The organism is Mesorhizobium sp. M6A.T.Cr.TU.017.01.1.1 (genome assembly GCF_004023115.1).
Lineage (GTDB): Bacteria > Pseudomonadota > Alphaproteobacteria > Rhizobiales > Rhizobiaceae > Mesorhizobium > Mesorhizobium mediterraneum.
The window spans coordinates 25,631-42,491 of sequence record NZ_RZTA01000012.1; the positions used below are offsets into that span (position 1 = coordinate 25,631).

At 62.0% G+C, this 16,861-nt stretch carries 18 protein-coding genes and 1 pseudogene; 7 read left to right on the forward strand and 12 right to left on the reverse strand.

Features of this window, described 5'->3' with window-relative positions; translation table 11 throughout:
* The first annotated feature begins 55 nt into the window (after positions 1–55).
* The 5 genes from urtB (at position 56) to EOB36_RS05935 (ending at position 5,080) form a co-directional block, all read left to right on the forward strand.
* Positions 56–1,672: an urea ABC transporter permease subunit UrtB gene (urtB, locus tag EOB36_RS05915; RefSeq protein WP_128284511.1), complete on the forward strand. Its 1,617-nt coding sequence runs from the start codon at positions 56–58 to the stop codon at positions 1,670–1,672.
* Complete coding sequence (urtC, locus tag EOB36_RS05920; RefSeq protein WP_128284512.1) at positions 1,669–2,901, forward strand: urea ABC transporter permease subunit UrtC; 1,233 nt, start codon at positions 1,669–1,671, stop codon at positions 2,899–2,901. Before urtB ends, urtC begins: the two co-directional genes overlap by 4 nt.
* A 3-nt stretch (positions 2,902–2,904) precedes the next feature.
* A complete protein-coding gene (gene urtD / locus EOB36_RS05925; RefSeq protein ID WP_095485315.1) occupies positions 2,905–3,651 on the forward strand; it encodes an urea ABC transporter ATP-binding protein UrtD in 747 nt (248 codons plus the stop codon).
* A gap of 70 nt (positions 3,652–3,721) precedes the next feature.
* Positions 3,722–4,417, forward strand: a complete 696-nt coding sequence (urtE, locus tag EOB36_RS05930) for an urea ABC transporter ATP-binding subunit UrtE (protein WP_095485572.1) — start codon at positions 3,722–3,724, stop codon at positions 4,415–4,417.
* A 486-nt stretch (positions 4,418–4,903) separates the two neighbouring features.
* Positions 4,904–5,080 carry a hypothetical protein gene (locus EOB36_RS05935; RefSeq protein WP_095485313.1) on the forward strand — a complete coding sequence of 59 codons (177 nt, stop codon included), beginning with the start codon at positions 4,904–4,906 and terminating at the stop codon, positions 5,078–5,080.
* 38 nt (positions 5,081–5,118) lie between these two features.
* On the opposite strand, the gene EOB36_RS05940 is transcribed toward EOB36_RS05935, so the two are convergent.
* The 8 genes from EOB36_RS05940 to EOB36_RS05975 all read right to left on the reverse strand — a co-directional run bounded on the left by EOB36_RS05940 (position 5,119) and on the right by EOB36_RS05975 (position 13,286).
* Positions 5,119–6,270 carry a GGDEF domain-containing protein gene (locus tag EOB36_RS05940; RefSeq protein ID WP_095485312.1) on the reverse strand — a complete coding sequence of 384 codons (1,152 nt, stop codon included), beginning with the start codon at positions 6,268–6,270 and terminating at the stop codon, positions 5,119–5,121.
* A gap of 96 nt (positions 6,271–6,366) precedes the next feature.
* Positions 6,367–7,173: a DUF72 domain-containing protein gene (locus EOB36_RS05945; protein ID WP_095485311.1), complete on the reverse strand. Its 807-nt coding sequence runs from the start codon at positions 7,171–7,173 to the stop codon at positions 6,367–6,369.
* Positions 7,174–7,199: 26 nt separating this feature from the next.
* Entirely contained in the window at positions 7,200–7,670 is a 471-nt protein-coding gene (locus tag EOB36_RS05950; protein WP_128284513.1) for an N-acetyltransferase, read from the reverse strand.
* Positions 7,671–7,707: 37 nt separating this feature from the next.
* Positions 7,708–10,629, reverse strand: coding sequence for an excinuclease ABC subunit UvrA (uvrA, locus tag EOB36_RS05955; RefSeq protein WP_128284514.1), 2,922 nt, complete (start codon positions 10,627–10,629; stop codon positions 7,708–7,710).
* Positions 10,630–11,456: 827 nt separating this feature from the next.
* Positions 11,457–11,750 (reverse strand): hypothetical protein, encoded by a 294-nt coding sequence (locus EOB36_RS05960; protein ID WP_128284515.1) that lies wholly within the window; start codon positions 11,748–11,750, stop codon positions 11,457–11,459.
* 100 nt (positions 11,751–11,850) lie between these two features.
* The gene (locus EOB36_RS05965; RefSeq protein ID WP_095485308.1) at positions 11,851–12,456 is read right to left on the reverse strand and encodes an ATP-dependent Clp protease proteolytic subunit; all 606 of its coding nucleotides are present in this window, start codon (positions 12,454–12,456) and stop codon (positions 11,851–11,853) included.
* Positions 12,457–12,477: 21 nt separating this feature from the next.
* Complete coding sequence (locus EOB36_RS05970) at positions 12,478–12,975, reverse strand: SRPBCC domain-containing protein (RefSeq protein ID WP_128284516.1); 498 nt, start codon at positions 12,973–12,975, stop codon at positions 12,478–12,480.
* The gene (locus EOB36_RS05975) at positions 12,972–13,286 is read right to left on the reverse strand and encodes a metalloregulator ArsR/SmtB family transcription factor (RefSeq protein ID WP_128284517.1); all 315 of its coding nucleotides are present in this window, start codon (positions 13,284–13,286) and stop codon (positions 12,972–12,974) included. The genes EOB36_RS05970 and EOB36_RS05975 overlap by 4 nt, the downstream gene beginning before the upstream one ends.
* A gap of 236 nt (positions 13,287–13,522) precedes the next feature.
* Between EOB36_RS05975 and ssb the strand changes: the two genes are divergently transcribed.
* Both ssb and EOB36_RS05985 read left to right on the forward strand, forming a co-directional pair.
* Positions 13,523–14,044: a single-stranded DNA-binding protein gene (gene ssb / locus EOB36_RS05980; RefSeq protein WP_126106448.1), complete on the forward strand. Its 522-nt coding sequence runs from the start codon at positions 13,523–13,525 to the stop codon at positions 14,042–14,044.
* Between the two features lie 126 nt (positions 14,045–14,170).
* Entirely contained in the window at positions 14,171–14,596 is a 426-nt protein-coding gene (locus EOB36_RS05985) for an OsmC family protein (protein WP_127291632.1), read from the forward strand.
* 164 nt (positions 14,597–14,760) lie between these two features.
* Here the strand turns inward: EOB36_RS05985 and EOB36_RS05990 are convergent.
* From EOB36_RS05990 to EOB36_RS06005, 4 genes and pseudogenes are all read right to left on the reverse strand, one after another.
* Positions 14,761–15,048 (reverse strand): annotated as a pseudogene (locus EOB36_RS05990) (nuclear transport factor 2 family protein); the annotation flags it as partial.
* Entirely contained in the window at positions 15,045–15,674 is a 630-nt protein-coding gene (locus EOB36_RS05995; RefSeq protein ID WP_029352879.1) for a MarC family protein, read from the reverse strand. The gene EOB36_RS05995 and the pseudogene EOB36_RS05990, both read right to left, overlap by 4 nt.
* A gap of 163 nt (positions 15,675–15,837) precedes the next feature.
* The gene (locus tag EOB36_RS06000; protein ID WP_128284518.1) at positions 15,838–16,215 is read right to left on the reverse strand and encodes a VOC family protein; all 378 of its coding nucleotides are present in this window, start codon (positions 16,213–16,215) and stop codon (positions 15,838–15,840) included.
* A gap of 32 nt (positions 16,216–16,247) precedes the next feature.
* Positions 16,248–16,784: a hypothetical protein gene (locus EOB36_RS06005; protein ID WP_095485303.1), complete on the reverse strand. Its 537-nt coding sequence runs from the start codon at positions 16,782–16,784 to the stop codon at positions 16,248–16,250.
* Positions 16,785–16,861: the final 77 nt, after the last annotated feature.

Genomic DNA, 16,861 nt, shown 5'->3' on the forward strand with positions numbered 1-16,861 from the left:
CTCCTCGAGTCCGCCCGGACGCGAATTTCAACCCTTCGAGAGCCTCCAGAAACCGATGACCTTCATCCGCGCAATTGGGCTGACGCTGCTGCTCCTCTTGGGGATGCTGTCGCCGTCGAATGCTGCCGAAGCGGATCTGCGTGCCATCATCGCCAAATTCGCCACTGCCTCGAATTTTTCGGCGATCGAAGCTGTCGTGCGCGAGCTCGTGGCCACCGGTGATACCGCCGTCGAGCGCCCGCTTGGCGCGCTTGCGGAGGGCGATCTTTACGTCCGCAAGACCGATTCGCAGGTTTTCATCGGTAAGGAAGGTGGCGGTAGCGTTGAGCTGCTCGACCCGCTGAGCGGTGAAAAGTCCGGCGATGCGGCCAAGGGCGAGATCACCAAGATCAAGGTCAACAATACGCTGCGCCGCGCCGTCCGCGATGCTTTGGGCACGCTGACGCTCGGCGCGAAAGACCCGGCTGCGCGCATCGCTGCCGCTGACACCATGTTCAAGACGCCCGATGCCACAAATATCGAGCCACTCGATGCCGCAATCGCCAGCGAAACGGTGGCAAGCGTCAAAGCGCTGCTCGAACAGGCCCGCGCCGCATCCGTTCTGGTGTCGGACAGGCCGGAGGCCGACAAGCTGGCGGCGATCGCCCTGATCGGCGCGCGCGGCGACCGCGACGCGCTGTCCCTGCTCACCTCCGTCGAGGCCAATTCCGAGGGCGCGGTCAAGGACGCGGCGACGGCGGCGATCGCCAATATCAATTCGACGCTGGCGCTGTGGGATGCTGGCCAGAACATCTGGTACGGCATTTCGCTGGGGTCGGTGCTGCTGCTGGCAGCGATTGGCCTTGCCATCACCTTCGGCGTCATGGGTGTCATCAACATGGCGCATGGCGAAATGGTGATGCTCGGCGCCTACACGACCTTTGTCGTGCAGGAAGTGATCCGCAATTCCTTTCCCGGCCTGTTCGACTGGTCGCTGGCCATCGCACTGCCGCTCGCCTTCCTCGTCGCGGCGCTCGTCGGCCTCGTCATCGAACGCGGCGTCATCCGTTTCCTCTACGGCCGCCCGCTGGAGACGCTGCTGGCGACATGGGGTGTCTCGCTGATCCTGCAGCAGGCCGTGCGCACCATCTTCGGGCCGACGAACCAGGAAGTCGGCAATCCGTCATGGATGTCCGGTTCGTTCGATATCGGCCAGCTTGCCGTGACCTGGAACCGGCTCTGGATACTGGTATTCTCGCTCGGCGTGTTCGCGGTGCTGCTCTATGTGATGAAGCGCACGCCCTGGGGCCTGCAGATGCGCGCCGTCACCGCCAACCGCCGCATGGCCGCGTCGATGGGCATCAGAACGCCATGGGTCGACGCGCTGACCTTTGCATTGGGGTCCGGCATAGCTGGCATTGCCGGCGTCGCGCTCAGCCAGATCGACAATGTCTCGCCCAATCTCGGCCGCGGCTACATCATCGACAGCTTCATGGTCGTCGTCTTCGGCGGCGTCGGCAATCTCTGGGGCACGCTGGTCGGTGCCTTCTCGCTCGGCATCGTCAACAAGTTCCTCGAACCATATGCCGGTGCAGTCCTCGGCAAGATCGTCGTCCTGGTCCTCATCATCCTGTTCATCCAGAAACGCCCGCGCGGCCTGTTCGCGCTGAAGGGCAGATCGGTGGAAGCATGATCACGGGACGCTTCTTCGCCGCTGGCGCCGACCGCCGCATCGACATCACGATCTTCATCCTGCTGACGGTCGCCATCGTCGTGCCGCTGCTCAATCTTGCGGTCTCGCCGACAAGTGCGTTCTACGTGCCGTCCTATATCGTCGCGCTTACCGGGAAATATCTCTGCTACGCGCTGCTCGCCTTGGCGCTCGATCTCGTCTGGGGCTATTGCGGCATCCTCTCGCTCGGCCACGGCGCCTTCTTCGCGCTCGGCGGCTATGCGATGGGCATGTACCTGATGCGCCAGATCGGCTCGCGCGGCGTCTACGGCAATCCGCTGCTGCCGGATTTCATGGTGTTCCTGAACTACAAGGAATTGCCGTGGTTCTGGTACGGTTTCGACCATTTCTGGTTTGCCGCGATCATGGTGCTTGCGGTGCCCGGCCTGCTCGCCTTCGTCTTCGGCTGGTTCGCCTTCCGCAGCCGCGTCACCGGCGTCTATCTGTCGATCATCACCCAGGCGATGACCTATGCGCTGCTGCTCGCGTTTTTCCGCAACGACATGGGTTTCGGCGGCAATAATGGCCTGACCGATTTCAAGGATATTCTCGGCTTCAACGTGCAGGCCGATGCAACACGCTCGGCATTGTTCGCGGCCAGCGCCGTCACGCTCGCGCTCGCCGTCTACGTCACCTGGGCAATCGTCGGTTCAAAATACGGCAAGCTGCTGATGGCGGTGCGCGACGCCGAGAGCCGCACGCGCTTTCTCGGCTGGCGGGCGGAGAACGTCAAACTGTTCGCCTTCACCGTGTCAGCTGTCATGGCCGGCATTGCCGGTGCGCTCTACGTGCCGCAGGTCGGCATCATCAATCCGGGCGAGTTCGAACCGTCCAATTCGATCGAGGTCGTGGTATGGGCGGCCGTCGGCGGGCGCGGCACCATCGTCGGGCCGATCATCGGCGCGCTCGTGGTCAATGCCGGCAAATCCTGGTTCACCGGCGTGCTGCCGGAGTTCTGGCTGTTTGCGCTGGGCGGACTGTTTGTCGCCGTCACGCTGTTCCTGCCCAAGGGCATTATCGGCATGTGGGATTCCTGGCGCGGCAATGCCAAGGCGCTGCGCGCGGCATCCATCGCCGAGGAAGCCGGCACCGATCCTGACGTCCCGGCGCCGCCGAAGGTCGTTCGCGGTGCCGCGAGAACGCCTGGCGACTGGTCTGGATCCAGCCCCGAACCGCAGCCGGCGGAGTGAGCGATGTCGAAGAGCAACACCATCCTCTATCTCGACGGCGTCTCAGTTTCCTTCGACGGCTTTCGCGCCATCAATAATCTGTCGCTGGTGCTCGACAAGGGCGAGATGCGCGCGATCATCGGCCCCAACGGCGCCGGCAAGACCACGATGATGGACATTGTCACCGGCAAGACGCGGCCCGACGCGGGCGAGGTTTATTTCGACGGCGAGGTCGACCTGACGAAACATGACGAGGCCGAGATCGCCATGATGGGCATCGGCAGGAAATTCCAGAAGCCGACCGTCTTCGAAAGCCACACGATCGAGGAGAATCTGATGCTGGCGCTGAAAGGCCCGCGCTCGATCTTCCCGGCACTGTTCCATCGCCGGTCGGCCGCGGAAGTGCGGCAGATCGACGACATCCTCGGCATCATCCGGCTCGGCGACAAACGCGACGAAATCGCAGCCAATCTCAGCCACGGACAAAAGCAATGGCTGGAGATCGGCATGCTGCTGGCGCAGGATCCGAAGCTGCTGCTGGTCGACGAACCGGTCGCCGGCATGACCGATGCCGAGACCGAGGAGACCGCGCGGCTGCTCAAGGATATTGCGCGCGACCATTCGGTCATCGTCGTCGAGCACGACATGCATTTCGTGCGCGAGCTCGGCGTCAAGGTCACCTGCCTGCACGAAGGCTCGGTCTTGTCCGAAGGCTCGCTCGATTTCGTCTCGGCCGACGAGCGTGTCGTCGAAGTCTATCTGGGGAGATGATCATGGTCTGGCGCGTTCCGTTTCATCATTTCGACCTTTCGTTCTTCAGGCGTTGGAGAAGGCGCTGACCATGCTCGAAGTCTCCAACGCCACGCTCCACTATGGCGCCGCCCAGGCGCTGCGCGGCGTCTCGCTGAAGGCCGGCGCGGGCAAGATCACCTGCGTGCTCGGCCGCAACGGCGTCGGCAAAACCAGTTTGATGAGATCGATCGTCGGCCACCACCGGCTGACGAGCGGAAGTGTTGCCTTCGAGGGGAAGGCGCTCGACCGGAGCGCGGCGTATGATCGCGCCCGGTCGGGCATCGCATTCGTGCCGCAGGGCAGGGAGATCTTCCCGCTGCTCACTGTGCGGGAAAACCTCGAATCGGGCTTTGCGCCATTGAAGCGCGCCGATCGCAACATTCCCGGCCACATCTTCGAATTGTTCCCGGTGCTGAAGCAGATGCTCGGCCGCCGGGGCGGTGACCTTTCCGGCGGCCAGCAGCAGCAGCTTGCCATCGGCAGGGCGCTGGTGATGCGGCCGAAGCTGCTGGTGCTCGATGAGCCGACCGAAGGTATCCAGCCGTCGATCATCAAGGATATCGGCCGCGCCATCCGCTATCTGCGCGACCAGGCAGGCATCGCCGTGCTGCTGGTCGAACAGTACCTCGATTTCTGCCGTGAACTGGCGGACGAGGTCAACATCATGGATCGCGGCTTGATCGTCCACACCGGCCCGGCCGAGGATCTCGACCGCGCGGACGTCCGCAAGTTCCTGACCGTCTAGTTGCAAACCTCCAGGATTAGCCGAAACATCTCTCCCGTCGTCATCCTAGGGCGAAGCAAGGAGCGAAGCGACGCGGCGCAGACCCCAGGATCCATGCCGCGCCGTCGGTCAAAGAATGCAGCGGTCAAGAACAGAAGCCGTTTTTCCGGCGCACACCATCCTGGATTCTGTGCGTGGCGATGCTCTGAAGTCACGGCATGGATCCTTGGGGTCTTCGCTCCGCTTCGCGTCGCTACGCCCAAGGATGACGAAATCACAAAAGGCCTACGAGATTTTCTTCAATCACATCGTTTGCAACTCTAGCGCGCCGAAGATTGCATGCTAGGCTTTACTTGGCCTTGTTGAGTCGGCCGCTTTCCGTATCAGTCTCGTTGACAGATCAAGGTGAGGCGCGGGCTCAGCTGGCATGTTCCATGCAAGCAACCCTCTTCCTGCGATCTGATCGTTGTTCAATGCATTTTGGGGCACTTGGGCCCGGGACAGCCGATGGAACGTTATGTCGAGGACTACCAGAAACGACGGCTCACCGAGCGCGTTGACATCATGACCGCCATCAACATTCTGAAATCGCAGGGATATGATCACGACGAGCTGATTGCGGAGATCACCAAGGTCTTTTACGTCGATCTCGATGCCTACAACGAGGTCGTCATGGCGGCATAAGAGCTGGCGGAGGGGCGGCTGCCCGTGCCGCCAAGCGGCTAGCTCGCGCGTCGAAATGTCGAAGCCTCGACGCGGTTGCGACCGCCGCGCTTAGCAGCATAGAGCGCCTTGTCGGCGGCGCTGAGCACCTTGTCGAAGCTCATGCCGTCATTGCTGCCGAAAGCGTATCCGGCGCTGACCGTACATGTCAGGTGACGGGTTTCGGTCTCGATGACACGCGCGGCGAAGGCGGTGCGTATACGCTCGGCGGTGAACTCCACCGCTTCGGGCAGGGTGCGCTTCAGAACCAGCGCGAATTCCTCTCCGCCCATGCGCGCGGCGACATCGGTCGGGCGAAGGTTCTCGACGAGTTCCTTGGCGAACACCTTCAGCACCTGATCGCCCGTGGCGTGGCCGAATTCGTCATTGATGGCCTTGAAGCCGTCGAGGTCGAACACGACCACCGCCGTGAAAGCCCCGATCGGGGCGCCGCCGTTGAGGTCGAACAGAGCGCGGCGATTGAGCAGGCCGGTCAGCGGATCGGTCAGCGCATCCAGACGGTGATGTCGGGCCAGGCGACCCTGGTTGAGCGCCAGCGAAAGGGCACCGATGCCAGTCATGCTGGCGATGACGATGACGAGGCTCAGATCCTCGGCCCAGTTGCTCGGCGCATGTCCGAGGACAAGCTTCCCATCCCACGCAAGAGCCACGGCACACAGCACAAAGGAAACGCCGGTGGTCGAGTAGAGCACGGAGAGGCCGATGATCGGGACTGGGGCTTCGGCGCGCCCGATCCAGTACTGATAGGCCGTTGCAAACAGAAGCAGGGCGGCAAGGAGATTTTCGAACATGAAGCCGAGCCCGTCATATCCGAGCGCCATCGGCGGCAGCGCCAGGGCAAGCGAGATGCAGCTGCCGAGAACCGTCAGCGGGATCGGCGATCGGCCTGACCTGAACTGGTAGGCGGCACCCAGCATGGTCGAGAACCCAACCAGGAGCAGCGCGAACGTCGCAATGCCGAGGATGCGTCCGGGCGTCTCGATATAGTCCTGGTAGATAAAAACATCGCCGACGACCAACAAAGCGCTGATCGCCCATGTTAGCAGGAACTTTTCCGTTCGTGCCGTCAGCCAGATGCCGAACAACGTCAGGCTCAGGCAGGCGGCGGAAAAACCGACAGCCAGCAGAAGTGAGTGGTAGTCGAGCGACATGCCCTAACCCGCGGCTGCCCTAGCTCCGCGGATTCATGCAGCAAGGAGGTATCGATAAGGTTACGATGGTGATGAAGATGTCACAATTCCAGGCCGTCAGCCTGTGACACGCTTCATCAGCGCCATGGCGCCGAACGGCGCACGGACCTTGCCTTCGGTGATGAAGTAGACGAACACATCGCGCGGCTTTACCGGTGCGTCGATCGACGGATCGGCGCGCGATAGGTCGGCCGGCACCTTGCCTTCCGCCCAGAGTTTTGCGCGCGCCGCCCATTCGTCGAGCGCCTTTGGCGTGTAGCAGTCGGGATTGTCGTCGCTGCCGGTCTGCAACCGGGCATAGATGAAATCGCCGGTGACATCGGCGATCCCAGGATATTTGGCGTGGTCGGCGTAGACGATCGCGGCCTTGTATTTGCGCGCCAGGGCGGCGAATTCCGGCACGACGAAGCTGTCGTTGCGCACCTCCACCGCATGGCGCAGGGCCACGCCGTCCTGCTTTTCAGGCAAAAGCTTGAGGAAGGCTTCGAAATCGTCCGGGTCGAATTTTTTGGTTGGCGCGAATTGCCACAGGATCGGCCCGAGCTTGTCGCCGAGTGCGGCGACGCCCGACCCCAGGAAGCGCATCATGGACTCGCCGGCCTCGCCGAGCACGCGGCGGTTGGTGACGAAGCGGTTGCCTTTCAGTGAATAGACGAAGCCATCCGGCGCCTCACCAGCCCATTTGACGAAGGTCGGCTCCTTGAAGCTTGAATAATAGGTGCCGTTGACCTCGATGCTCGGCACCTGCCGGGTTGCGTAGTGCAACTGCTTCGCCTTGGACAGCTTGTCCGGATAGAAGGACGTGTCCCACGGCTCGAAGGTCCAGCCGCCCATGCCGGCGCGGATTTTTCCTGATTGGGTCATTGTCGTCCTCCCGAGTTTGAAAAGGATCAGGCCGTAGCGATCGTCTCGACAGTCTTCCCCATGTCGACGATCGTCCACCCTGGCCGGTATGGATTGGGCCGACGACCCGTTTCGTGAAAGCCATACCCTTTGTAGAGCGCGATGTTCCGCTCCATCTTCGCGTTGGTATAGAGCCGCACCTCGGGCAAGCCCTGCAGCCGTGTCTGTTCGTCCGCGTGATTGAGCAGCGAGATGCCGAAACCCTTGCCTTGGGAGGCAGGCGCGACGGAGACGGAGAAGATCATTGCGTGATCTGCATGCCGTTCGAGAACCAGCAGTCCGGCCGTCTCATCATCGCTTTCCAGCAACCAGACTTCGGCGCGTTCGATCCGCGGCGCATAGTCCTCTGTCACCGGGATCGGCGGCGCGCCCAGCAACGCAGTGTAGGGCGCGTAGGCGGCGGTGGTCAGCTGGACGACAGCATCAAGATCACCGGCAAGCGCTCTTCTGATCTTCATTTGAAGGTTCTTCCAAACGCCGCCAGCCAGTCCTCATTCACTCCGCCGCTTCGCGCTTGCCTCCGGGGCGCCGTTCCAGCAATTCCCGCAGGAACTGGCCGGTGTAGCTGCGCTTCTCGCGGACGATATCCTCCGGCGTGCCGGACGCCACCAGCTCGCCGCCGCCGTCGCCACCCTCGGGACCGAGGTCAAGCACCCAGTCGGCGGTCTTGATCACTTCGAGATTGTGCTCGATGACGACGACAGTGTTACCCTGGTCGACCAGCTCGTGCAGCACTTCGAGCAGCTTGGCGACATCGTGGAAATGCAGGCCGGTGGTCGGCTCGTCGAGGATGTAGAGCGTCTTGCCGGTCGCCTTGCGCGACAGTTCCTTGGCCAGCTTGATGCGCTGCGCTTCGCCGCCCGACAAAGTCGTCGCCTGCTGGCCGACATGGATGTAGCCAAGGCCGACCTGCTTCAGCGTCTCCAGCTTGTCGCGCACGCCGGGCACTGCGGCGAAGAAGTCGACGCCTTCCTCGACCGTCATATCGAGCACGTCGGCAATCGACTTGCCCTTGAACAAGACGTCGAGCGTCTCGCGGTTGTAGCGCTTGCCGTGGCAGACGTCGCAGGTGACATAGACATCGGGCAGGAAGTGCATCTCGATCTTGATGACACCGTCGCCCTGGCAGGCCTCGCAGCGGCCGCCCTTGACGTTGAACGAGAAGCGACCCGGCTGATAGCCACGCGCCTTGGACTCCGGCAGGCCGGCGAACCAGTCGCGGATCGGCGTGAAGGCGCCGGTGTAGGTGGCGGGATTGGAGCGCGGCGTCCGTCCGATCGGCGATTGGTCGATATCGATGACCTTGTCGAGGAATTCGAGGCCCTCGATCCGGTCGTGCTCGGCCGGATGCTCGCGCGAGCCCATGATGCGGCGAGACGCCGCCTTGAACAGGGTCTCGATCAGGAAGGTCGACTTGCCGCCGCCGGACACGCCGGTGACGGCGGTGAAGGTGCCGAGCGGGATTTCGGCGGTGACGTTCTTCAGATTGTTGCCGCGCGCGCCGACAATCTTCAGGCGCCGGCTCTTCTTGGCCTCGCGCCGCACGGCCGGCGTCGCGACTTCGAGCTCGCCGGACAAATATTTGCCGGTGATCGAGGCCGGGCTTGCCATGATCTGCTGCGGTGTTCCCTGCGCGATGATGTGGCCGCCATGGATGCCGGCGGCCGGGCCGATATCGACGACATAGTCGGCATGCAGGATGGCGTCCTCGTCATGCTCGACGACGATCACCGTGTTGCCGATGTCGCGCAGATGCTTCAACGTATCGAGCAGGCGCGCATTGTCGCGCTGATGGAGGCCGATTGACGGCTCGTCCAGCACGTAGAGCACGCCGGTAAGGCCGGAGCCGATCTGCGAGGCCAGCCGAATGCGCTGGCTCTCGCCGCCCGACAGCGTGCCGGAATTGCGCGACAGTGTCAGATAGTCGAGCCCGACATCGTTGAGGAAGCGCAGCCGCTCGCGGATCTCCTTGAGCACGCGCACCGCGATCTCGTTCTGCTTGTCGCTGAGCGAGGCGGGTAGCTCGGTGAACCAATGGTCGGCCTTGCGGATCGACAGCTCGGTGATCTCGCCGATGTGCTTTCCGGCGATCTTCACCGCAAGCGATTCCGGCTTCAGCCGGTAGCCGCGACAGGCCGGGCAAGGCGTGGCCGACATGAAGCGCTCGATCTCCTCGCGCATCCAGGCGGATTCGGTCTCCTTCCAGCGCCGTTCGAGATTGGGAATGACACCTTCGAAGGTCTTGGTCGTCTTATAGGAGCGCAGGCCGTCATCGTACTGGAAGGTGACCTCGCGCTCGCCGGTGCCATGCAGGATGGCTTGCTTTGCCCCTTCGGTCAGATCCCTGAACTTGTCGCCGAGCTTGAAGCCATACGCCTTGCCCAGCGCCTCGAGCGTCTGCACGTAATAGGGCGAGGTCGATTTCGCCCACGGGCTGACGGCGCCGGCACGCAGGGACAGATTGTCGTCGGGCACGATCAGGCTGGCGTCGATCGCACGCTGGCTGCCGAGGCCATCGCAAGTCGGGCAGGCGCCGAACGGGTTGTTGAAGGAGAACAGCCTGGGCTCGATCTCGGGAATGGTGAAGCCGGATACCGGGCAAGCGAATTTTTCCGAGAACAGGATGCGCTCATGCGTCTCGTTCTTCGACTTGTTGACCGAATCCTCGCCGGTCTGGCTGGCATCGAGCGGCCGGTCGGCGAATTCGGCGACCGCCAGCCCGTCGGCGAGCTTCAGCGCGGTTTCAATGGAATCCGCAAGCCGCGTCGCCAGGTCGCCGCGCACGACGATGCGATCGACGACGACGTCGAGGTCATGCTTGTACTTCTTGTCCAGCGCCGGCACGTCGGCAATTTCGTAGAACACGCCGTCGACCTTGACGCGCTGGAAGCCCTTCTTCTGTAGCTCCAGCAGTTCCTTGCGGTACTCGCCTTTGCGACCGCGCACCATCGGCGCCAGGATGAATAGGCGCGTGCCTTCCTCGACCGCCAGCACGCGGTCGACCATCTGCGACACCGTCTGGCTTTCGATCGGCAGGCCGGTGGCGGGCGAATAGGGAATGCCAACGCGCGCGAACAGCAGCCGCATGTAGTCGTAGATCTCGGTGACGGTGCCGACCGTCGAACGCGGGTTCTTCGACGTGGTCTTCTGCTCGATTGAAATGGCCGGCGACAGGCCGTCGATCTGGTCGACATCCGGCTTCTGCATCATTTCGAGGAATTGCCTGGCATAGGCTGACAGGCTCTCGACGTAGCGGCGCTGGCCCTCGGCATAGATGGTGTCGAAGGCGAGCGACGACTTGCCGGACCCCGACAGGCCGGTCATGACGATCAGGCTGTCACGCGGCAGGTCGAGATCGACATTCTTCAGATTGTGTTCGCGCGCCCCGCGAATGGAAAGATATTTATGGTCGGCCATCGCCGGTCGCCGCCTCAGATCTGGAATCTCATGGGATGGCGGGTTGTCCCGGCCATCCCCTATGTAGGTAATTTCGTCACCTTTTCGAGAGACGCCACAACTCTCGACCAAAGCCTTTAACCGTCTTTCGCGCGGGCGAGCAAGCGGAAAGAACAAAGACCGAACACGCTCCTGACAAAAGCGCCCATGAAACCAGCTTCACAAACCGCCCCATCATGGTGGATTTAAAGTTCCACGCGTTTGCTAGCTCGCGAACGCAGCACGGCCGATGCCGCGCTGCTCAAAACTGCAGCGGATTTCCGATTTGCCGTATAAGCGATCACATTTTTTGTAATCGGCTATCCAACTGTTGACGTCTCAGCCTCAGAGAGTCAGACTCCAAACGTCACCGAAGCCGGCCGTCTTTCGATGGCCTCGCCACCCCAAGGTGGCCTGCTAGACGTCGCAGGCTTTTGCGATATGTGCTTCGGACGACACTGGTCGCAATGGACAGAAGAGGAGAGCAGAAGGAATGACTCCACCGGACAGTCCCTTGAGGCTCCACGTGTCGGTGGAGCCGCGGCAGGCATAAGTGCCAGGGCCAGGCGTTTGCGCCGCCCGACAAACCGTGACCTGTCGATCCTTATAAAAATCAGAGACCACTAGTCGGATCAGCGGCTGAATACCGCGAAGCATCCGAAATCGAACGCCGGCAGTATATTCCCGGCAAGTTGGATTTTAAATCCAAGAAAGCCCCGACCGTTTTGCTGAAGCAACGGCGGGGCTATTCGTTTCAGATGACCGCAAGCGCACGGGCTGCCCTTGTGGCAGCGATGAAGGCAGATGGCCTATCGCCGGGAGGGCTTGATCGAGCCGGCGCCGACATCGAAGGTTAAGCTGCCGGAAATCCTGACATCGGTATCGCCGATCTTGAACTGGCCGTTGTTACCGTTGCCGGGCACGGCATCGTCGGGCTCGGGAGCCGGCTTGGCGATGAGATAGTCGTCGGCCACGCCGGGCAGCGTGCCTTTATGCGAAGGCGTTGAATTGTCTTCGGCGAACGCCGTGCCGGAGGTCATCGCCGCGGCGGCGATGCCGATGATCAGCCGGTTCAAGCGGGTGCGTGAATCTTTATCGACCATCGGACGACCATATCGCCGCACATGGCCCGAAGCCAGACCGGTGGCGATCAAACTTGCCGAACGGCTTGGCTGTTGTCTCTCATGGTGTTCGGCTACCCCTTCACGCCGCCTGTTTGCGCGTATCGAAAACATGATCGACAAGGCCCCATGTCTTTGCCTCCGCGGCGGTCATGAAATAATCGCGGTCGAGCGTGCGTTCGACCTCCTCGTAAGTGCGGCCGCAGTGATGCGCATAGAGTTCGGTCATGCGCTTCTTGGTGCGCAGGATGCCTTCGGCGTGACGCTGGATATCGGAAGCCTGACCCTGAAAGCCACCCAGCGGCTGGTGCAGCACGATGCTGGTGTTGGGCAGCGCGATGCGCCGTCCCGGCGTGCCCGCCATCAGCAGGAACGAGGCCATCGAGGCGGCAAAACCCATGCAGACGGTGGATACCGGGCTGCGGATATACTGCATCGTGTCGTAGATGGCGAAGCCGCTCGTCACCACGCCGCCCGGCGAATTGATGTAGAGGGATATCTCCTTGTCGGGATTGTCGGATTCCAGCGACAGGAGCTGAGCACAGACCAGCGCCGACACATTGTCGTCGATCGGGCCGTTGATGAAGACGATGCGCTCTCGCAGCAGCCGCGAAAAAATGTCGAAGGCGCGTTCGCCGCGGCTCGACTGCTCGATCACCATTGGCACCAAATTGGCAAAACCGCTCATCGCTTTTCTCCGTTGTGTGGCTCAGGCCGCGCGCAGGAACAGGCGAGGCTTGTTTGCGGCAATGGTCTGTTTGGTGCTGTGTGCGTTGAGCGAAAGCCGGCAACCGCCGCCCACCATCGCAACCGCGGATGTAGCTACTCGCGCAAATCCATCGTGGACGATGCGCAGATGCGTGCCGCCCGACACGGTGCGGTCGAGCGTGAAGGTGACAATGCTATCCATTGGGCTATCCAGCGGGCCGGCGAGCGGATCCGCTGCATTGCCAGGCTCCGGCCGCTCCCGCCAGGAGTAGCGCAGCAGGCGTTCAGGCTCGGCGTCGAGGACTTCGCACTCGATCGGTGCGTCCGGCTTGGCAAAGGCAAAGCGGCTGCCGATCTCGGGCTTGATGTCGTTCGGCATCATCCAGGCCGCGAGCAGGTCCGGCACCGTCAGCGCCCGCCACACTTTTTCCGGCGGGTCTGGAAGCTCGCACTCGAACTCGATCGAGTCCGTCGCGTCCGAATGCTGTTTTGCCGTCATTGATCCATATCCTTCAAAACCGCCTTGAGCCGTTCGATACGCTCGGGCCAGAAAGCACGGTAGCGCTCGATCCAGCCGAGCAGTGGGTCAAGCCCTTGCGGATCGGCGCGATAATAGGCGTTGCGGCCGGCCCGCCGCTCGACCACCAGGCCGGCGCCGCGCAATACCGCGAGATGCTGCGACACGGCCGGTTGCGACACGGTCATGCCGCCGCGCAGTTCCGACACCGTCATCTCGCCCGCGGCGAGCCGTTCGTAGACAGCACGGCGCGTCGGGTCGGAAAGCGCTCGAAAAATCTCTGCTTCGATCATGATAGAAGCATAAGTCTACACTTATCGATTTGGCAAGCGATCTTTTCGCGCCCATATGAAATGGCGCGGCGAACCCCATCGATTGCTGACATTCCTTGACACTGGGGGTCGATGAACCTAGAACGAAAAGAGAACAAAAACCTTGTGGGAAAAGGCAGCCGTGGCAGGCGGCGATTGTCCGCAGCCTATAAGGTGAGCGACAGAAATTTTGTTTCGGATGAGCGCGGAGAAGTATCATGGCGGGTAGCGTCAACAAGGTCATTCTGGTGGGCAATCTCGGGGCGGACCCGGAAATCCGCCGTTTGAATTCGGGTGAGCCGGTCGTCAACATCCGCATCGCCACGTCGGAAAGCTGGCGCGACAAGACGTCCGGCGAGCGCAAGGAAAAGACCGAGTGGCACAACGTCGTCATCTTCAACGACCAGCTCGCCAAGGTCGCCGAGCAGTATCTGAAGAAGGGTGCGAAGGTTTATGTCGAGGGCCAGTTGCAGACGCGCAAATGGCAGGACCAGACGGGTAATGACCGCTACACCACCGAAATCGTGCTGCAGAAATTCCGCGGCGAGCTGCAGATGCTCGACGCACGCGGGCAGGGCGAGGGCGGTCAGGTCGGTAGCTACGCCGGTGGCGGCAGCAGCCGCGGCTCCGATTTCGGGCAGTCGGGCCCGGGCGAGAGTTTCAATCGCGGCGGCGGTGGCGGCAACAAGGGTGGTGGCGGCGGTTCGTCGCGCGAACTGGACGACGAAATCCCGTTCTGATCCCTCGGAGCGAACGGCTCTGCCACAACGCCAGCTACTTGAGGCCACGCTTTGGCGTCCCGAAATCTCTCCTGGGTTTTCGGGACGTTGTGCGTTTGAGTAGTGCGCGGTGAAAGGACTTATCAGGTGAAAGCACGGGTCAAATGGGTCGAGGACCGCACTTTCGTCGGCGAGTCCGGCAGCGGTCACAAGGTGGTGCTGGGAACCGCGTTCGGACCGGACGGCAAGACGCCGGGGCCAAGCCCGATGGAACTGGTACTGCTCGGCACCGGCGGCTGCTCGGCCTATGATGTCGTCCACATCCTCGAAAAGGGGCGGGAGGCGGTCGAAGACTGCGTGGTCGAACTCGACGCCGACCGGGCGGAGGTCGATCCCAGGGTGTTCACGCGCATCCATATGCATTTCATCGTCAAGGGCCGGGCACTCTCGCCCGACAAGGTTAAGCGGGCGATCAACCTTTCGATCGAAAAATACTGCTCGGCTTCGGCGATGGTAGCCAAGACCGCCGAGATCACCCACGACTTCGAAGTTATCGACACGACGGCGAAATAGGATAGCGTCGCCTCCGCGAGCTGGACGACGAAGCCCGTATGACAAATCCCGCGTTCAGGGACCGTTTGTTTCTTCGGACGCGGCTCGGGTTCCCTGATGAATACCAATCGCCAGTGCCCATCGGTGCGTTTCCATATGGAACTGCGCAGTGATGGAATAGCTTTTTCTTTCTTGGGCCTTAGCCGGTAAGTCAAAAGCACCACCTCAGGCGCCATTTGAACTGTTCTGACGTCGGTCATTTCCAGCTCATCATCCGGTGCCGGTTCGGCTTTCGACGCAGGAAGCGCTGCCAGAATCGATCTCTTGTCATATTCATTGCCGGATTTTCCGAACTCGATCATGCCGTCGTCGAGCACGGTTTCAAGAAAATCCGGGTCATAGCGGGTCGGCGCTCGCAATAAGGCGAGCTCCAGCTCGACAATCTTGGGATCGGTTACCGGATCTGACATCATGCTGCCATCAGCGCCTTGATGCCGTCGGCGACGAACTGCACGGCAAGCGCCGCCAGGATGACGCCTAGCAGCCGCGTCAGGATGGAGCGGCCGGTCTGGCCGAGGATACGGTCGATGCGCTCGGCCAGCACGAAAACCAGATAGGTGATGACAAGGCAGATCGCGATGATGCCGACAAGGGCTGCCTGCGCGCCAAAACCTGGAAATGAGCCGGACAACAGGACGGTCGCCGAAATCGCGCCCGGACCGGCGATCAGCGGGATCGCCAGCGGGAAGGCGGCGATGTTGTGGATCATGTCCTTGGTGATGGCGACATCGCCGATCTTCTCCTTGCGGTCCTGCCTGCGCTCGAACACCATTTCGAAGGCGATGAAAAACAGCAGAAAGCCGCCAGCGACGCGGAAAGCCGGCAGCGTGATGCCGAACACCGACAGGATCGATGCGCCAGCGATTGCGAACAGCGCCATCACCAGGAAGCCGATGATCGAGGCGCGCACGGAAACCTGGTTGCGCTCCTCGCGGTTCATGCCGCGGGTCACCGCGAGGAAGAGTGGTGCCAGGCCAGGCGGGTCGATGGTCACGAGAATGGTGACGAAGGCGTTGAACAGGCTGTCGAAGCTCGGCATCTCTGACCCTCCCCGCCGGGCCGTGCCCGAATACTGGCATTGCCCCAATATTGGCATTGCCCAATCTTGGCATTGCCCAATCTTGGCATTGGTAGAGCAAAGCAGGGTCAGTGGAAACCGTTTGAGCGGCGGGAGTTCGGCAACCTTGATGGGCAGGGTGAGCCTAGCCGGCCGCTCCGCAATAAGCCTCGATGCGATAGCCATCCGGGTCGACGACAAAGGCGGCGTAATAGTTTTCGCCATAGCTGGCGCGCAGGCCAGGTGCCCCATTGTCACTGCCGCCCGCACGCAAGGCGCCCGCATGGAAAGCGTCGACGCTGCTCCGCGTCGGCGCCGCAAAGCAGAAATGCAGGCCGGACTCGCCGTCGGCCGAAACCGGGCGCTGAGCCTCGTTCACCCACAGCGACACCGCCTCCCCACCATAGCCGAGCGAGCCCGGCGACTGGCTGAGACAGCTATAGCCAAGCGGCTTCAGCGCGGCATCATAAAAACGCTTCGAGGCGTCGGTATCGCGGACGCCGATCGAGACATGATCCAGCATCTTTTTCTTCTTTTTTACAATATGTTGGGCCGTCAGTTTCCAGTTGTGCGCCGCGCCAGGAACTCGACTTCGAGCCGCCAGGTCGCGCCGTCGTCCTGCGAGCGTTCGCCCAGCCAGCGGAATGAATTTTCGGTAATGCGGGAAAAACTCCAGCGCACCGAGGCGCCGGTGCCGTCTGCGCCTTGCTGGACGATGGTGTCGCCCTCGGCGCGGCCGAGCTGACGGCTGTAATATTGGGTGCGCGGATCGCTCCAGAAGATGTGCCAGGCGTCGACGCCGGGGTCATAGACGCGCAGTGTTGTGCCATAGAAGGTCCATTTGCCGAGCGACGGCGAGGGGCCGGCGTCGCGTGCTGGCAGGATCCATACGTCCTGGATTGCGCGGCCCTCGAGCACCCAGCCGAAATGCACCTCGCCGCGCCCGGTCAGCACCTGGCCGTCTTCGAGATGGCGCGTGGCATCGAATGTCCAGGCGCCGACGAAGCGGCCGTAAAGGTTCAGTTTTTCGGCAAGGTCCCCCGCAGGCCCGTCGCTGTGCAGGGCTTCGGCAAAGGAAGATGAATTGAGCATGATTTCGACCTCATCTTGGCAGGAGCCCCGTCTTGTCAGGAGCCCCATCTTGTCAGGAGATTGGGAAGAATAGGCGG